Source organism: Hassallia byssoidea VB512170 (assembly GCF_000817785.2).
In the GTDB taxonomy this organism is placed as follows: Bacteria; Cyanobacteriota; Cyanobacteriia; order Cyanobacteriales; family Nostocaceae; genus Hassallia; species Hassallia carrinoi.
The window spans coordinates 1-4,219 of sequence record NZ_JTCM02000204.1 but is presented as its reverse complement, the minus strand read 5'-3'; the positions used below and the strand labels follow the sequence as shown (position 1 = coordinate 4,219).

Here is a 4,219-nt window from a genome sequence, read left to right as displayed (position 1 = left end):
TGAGAGCGCCAAATGGTTACGAGCTAATTCGGTACAAATTGATGATCACAGAATTTGCCACGGCGCTATGCGTGGATAACTTTATGAAAGCCCCAGTGAAAATTGCTACAAACAGCACGCTTTGAGCTAAAATACCGGGAGTCATAAAGTCTAAATAAGATAAGTTCCCTGTAGGAATAGCGCGAGTTCGGGTAAAAACCTGTCCAAAGACTAATAGCCATAATGCAGGCTGTACGCTTCGGATAATCAAATCGCTGGGATCGTGGCAAAGTTTTCGCACTTCTAGTTCAGCTAAGACAAGAGTTTTGCTGACTAGTTGGGCGATCGCATAGATAAAATTTTCTCGACGAGTAGATCGTGGTTCAACCCAACCGTCGAGCGTTACGTCTGATTTTTGCTGTGTCACGATAACTAACTTAGGTACGCTAATTCGTCCCCTGTATAGTGAATAAAGACATCATCTAAGGTAGCGTTTGTACCTAAAGCTGCTTTGAAATCGCTGGGTGAACCTGTCGCAATCGCTTTACCGCGATTCATAATTGCTACCCGATTACACAAACTATCAGCTTCTTCTAAAAAGTGGGTAGTTAAAAATATGGTTGTGCCGTAATCTGCACGAAGTTCCTGCACAAGATTCCAAACTTGGCTGCGAGCAACTGGATCGAGTCCGACTGTTGGCTCATCGAGAAACATAATCTGCGGTCGATGCAAGATGGATTGGGCAATTTCAAGAAAAGCGAATCATCCCACCAGAGTAAGTTCTGACTAAGCGATCGCTTGCTTCTTCCAAACCCATAAACGCCAACACATCATGGATGCGCTCTCTGTGTTATTTAGAGGGAATGTCATACAGCTTGGCAAAAATCAAGAGATTTTCATAGCCTGTAAGACTGCCATCAGCAGAAAGAGCTTGAGGTACATAGCCGATGACTTTTCTTACAGCACCTTGCTGATGAGTTACATCATAGCCAGCGATGGTTGCCTTTCCAGTAGTAGGAGGTAGCAAAGTTGTCAACATCTTGATGACTGTACTCTTACCTGCCCCATTCGGACCGAGCAAGCCAAATACTTCTCCTGCTTCTACAGAGATATTCACCGAATCAACAGCGGTAAACTTGTCAAAACGGCGCGTAAGTTCCTGAGTGTCTAATATAACCGCTCTTTTCGGAAAGTCGGCAGGCATTTCCAAGCGATCGGTTCTTCCCGTTAGTTTCGTCACGAGTAGGATGCACTTCCAAAGGTGGTATATTTAGGTTATCTAATTATTAGCTTCTCATATATTCTGTGGAAGTCAAGAGCCTGTTTTGAGAAAAAGTCAGCTTTTTATCTGGTCATAAAGAGATAGACGGTAATTTTCCGTTGTCAGACAATAACAAATCTAAGTGCGCTTTTTTAGTTCGAGCCTATGAGTACACTATATGTGGAGTGAAACCAATTGCGCGATAGAACTTATCAGCCACATTACTATGGGTGCGTAGATGAAGGCGATCGCGTAAAATTGCAAAATAGTCTGATGAGAAGTTGTTGCCGTTTAAGATTGATACATCGTTCATTGAATAGCGGTCATATCAATTCGCCTCAATGTTAAAACGGATAGTTAAGTTACTCATAAATTTTATTTATCGTTTGAAAAATAAATAATATTTGCTCTTATTAAGTAAAAACGAATAATATTCATTTAAAATAAAGCCAAGGTATTTTGCAGCAAAAAATCACTTCTTTCATTGAAGCGCGATCGCCTCCCAAATTTCTGAACAAGATTTGTCTGCTGATACTAACCCAAGTTGCGGGTTATCAATTACAGAGTTGTCACAATGATGAGATGGTTCACAGCAAAGCAGTGGTTGAGCTACGCTCAACCACTGCTTTGCTGCGAATCAAACATTAGAGTTATGGAACAATAGTATAATAGATTACTTAAGTCAGAAAAGCTTGTTTGAGAGTAAATGCAAAAATAAATGCTTCTAGCTTAAGTATAAATCCTTGATATGTAACTACGTGGATTGATTTTGGAAACACACAAGTGATGCTACTAAACACTGTTTCAATGTAATGCCGGTGGATGTTGCTTGATATACTGATTCCACGGTTCATCTTGACGCTTGGAATTCTTTTTCCGCATGACTTTCAAGAATATTTTGCTAGTTTCTTCGAGGTCATCTTCGGCAGTATAATCGGTGTATGCAGCATCAGTATATACTTCGCTGCCTGGTGGTAAATTTAACGCTAAGGCGTTTAATGCACGCACATCAGAAGCACTGCCAGGCATAAACACAAATTCCACTGCAATACCAGTTTTGGTGGTTAATAACTGGACTCTAACTCCATAAAAATAACGTTTTTTCGATGCGATATAACCCCTATACTCTTCAGATTTGATTAACTTGACATTAAAAATCCGAATATTATCACAGATTGGTACGGGGAAAGAGTCTAAAAGATATTCAGTACCATCACTAATCTCTTTCAGTATCATTCCCACTTGATGAAACAGATCATTCATCAACATTGATATACCGTGCAACCGTCGATTAAATCGTGATTTTTCGCTTTATATGCGGTATCAAGTTGTGGTCTTTCATATAACCGCAAGCAATACTCATGATTACCGTTAAAGAACATCGCGGCGATTATTACCGTTGTGATAACTTCTGCATCACTCATATTTCGACGGCAGTCTTCGTCATGCCCAATCGCCTTTAATAAGTCATCAATGATAGCATAGACAGCAATTGTTTCCTAAACGCATATACCCCTCCCACATTTCTCTCTGGAGGGGATTTTATTGCTTAAAGTGCTTTTAGCGATCGCTTGTCTGAATAACTAGCAACTTGGGTTACTAGGCAAAACAAGCAAAACAATCTCAATCATGTGCCTTCACCTGAAAAAACGGGGAGGGACTAGGACGAACACACATTGAATTATTGAGAGCAACAAATATGAGTTGGTTAATTGGAACTTCACTTATCGGGATTTCTGCTGCTTTTGCAACTACTTTTGATGATAATTTGTATTTGACGGCTTTCTTTGGCAAAGTCAATCGTTCGTTTCGTCCCAAGCATGTTATTGTCGGTGAATTTGTGGGATTCACTGCCTTAGTATTTGCTAGTCTCCCTGGTTTCTTAGGTGGTCTAGTTCTTCGGTGAAGCGTGGATTGGATTGCTAGGTTTGCTTCCAATTGCAATTGGGATCAGTCATCTCATGAGTCGAGAAAATCAGGAAGAACTAGTGCAAGATGTGTCAGTTAACTTAGATGCTGGCAAACCTCAGCGTCAGAAAAAATCGCTATTTCCAATTTTGCGCGATCGCCAAACTTACCGCGTCTCTGCTGTCACCATTGCCAATGGAGGAAACAATATTGGAATCTATGTACCATTATTTGCTAGTAGTAATCTTCCCAGTTTGGGCCTAATATTATGTGTTTGCTATTTTACGGTTGGATTGTGCTGTTTTATGTCTTACCACATGACTCGTAATCCTCTCATGGCTCCAGTTCTTGCCCGCTATGGTCGGAAAATCTTTCCCTTTGTATTAATCTGGTTGGGACTCTCTATCTTAATGAAAAGTGGAACCTTTCAACTTATACCTAGTTTTTCATCGGTTTACAATTAAGCATGACAAGCGATACTGCTGGGGAGTCGTTGCGCGATCGCACAAAGTGCCCGCTTGAGAGCGATCGCACTTCAAAATGAAAACTTTCCCGACATCTTGCAGTACTTTTACAGAGAGTTTATTTATTATTTAGTATAACATTTTGCTAAAAAATCCAATTTAGAACGATGACCATTGGTAAGGCTAATATCATATCCGGTTAATTAACACCAATAAAAACATCGTAACCCTCGTAGAGACGTTCCAGCGGAACGTCTCTTTATTAACAATTATTGAGAAAAGTAGCAAATGGGGAGGAATAACCCATCTGCTACTTGCAACCGGGAGAAGAAACATTAAGCGCTAACCAGCATGAGCGACTTCTTTCGTGACAGGAGAAATATTGACGGCTTTTACCAAATCGCGTACAACATCCTGTAACCTCTGCTCAACTTCTGCATCTAGCTGGATATTTCCATCAGGCTGTATTTGAATTTGCTTATCTACAGTGTAAATAGTGCTTAGTATGTGCCTTGGAATGAACCTGGACAAAAATGGACAGCCTTGTTTTATAGATCCGCGATACCCCACGATATCCTCGGATGAAGGCTGTCCATTTTTGTCTATT

Annotated in this window: 1 protein-coding gene and 5 pseudogenes; 2 read left to right on the top strand and 4 right to left on the bottom strand. The window is 40.5% G+C overall.

Going from position 1 to position 4,219, the window contains the following annotated elements:
* Positions 1-91 precede the first annotated feature (91 nt).
* Both PI95_RS34725 and PI95_RS34720 read right to left on the bottom strand, forming a co-directional pair.
* A pseudogene (locus PI95_RS34725) lies at positions 92-406 on the bottom strand (ABC transporter permease); the annotation flags it as partial.
* Positions 363-1,219, bottom strand: a pseudogene (locus PI95_RS34720) (ATP-binding cassette domain-containing protein). The pseudogenes PI95_RS34725 and PI95_RS34720, both read right to left, overlap by 44 nt.
* 480 nt (positions 1,220-1,699) lie before the next feature.
* Here PI95_RS34720 and PI95_RS34715 point away from each other — a divergent pair.
* Positions 1,700-1,888: a hypothetical protein gene (locus PI95_RS34715; RefSeq protein WP_039739053.1), complete on the top strand. Its 189-nt coding sequence runs from the start codon at positions 1,700-1,702 to the stop codon at positions 1,886-1,888.
* Positions 1,889-1,917: 29 nt separating this feature from the next.
* Here PI95_RS34715 and PI95_RS37695 read toward each other — a convergent pair.
* Positions 1,918-2,733, bottom strand: a pseudogene (locus PI95_RS37695) (IS982 family transposase).
* Between the two features lie 206 nt (positions 2,734-2,939).
* Between PI95_RS37695 and PI95_RS34705 the strand changes: the two are divergent.
* Positions 2,940-3,612: pseudogene (locus PI95_RS34705) on the top strand (cadmium resistance transporter).
* 342 nt (positions 3,613-3,954) lie between these two features.
* Here the strand turns inward: PI95_RS34705 and PI95_RS34700 are convergent.
* Positions 3,955-4,219, bottom strand: a pseudogene (locus tag PI95_RS34700) (hypothetical protein); the annotation flags it as partial.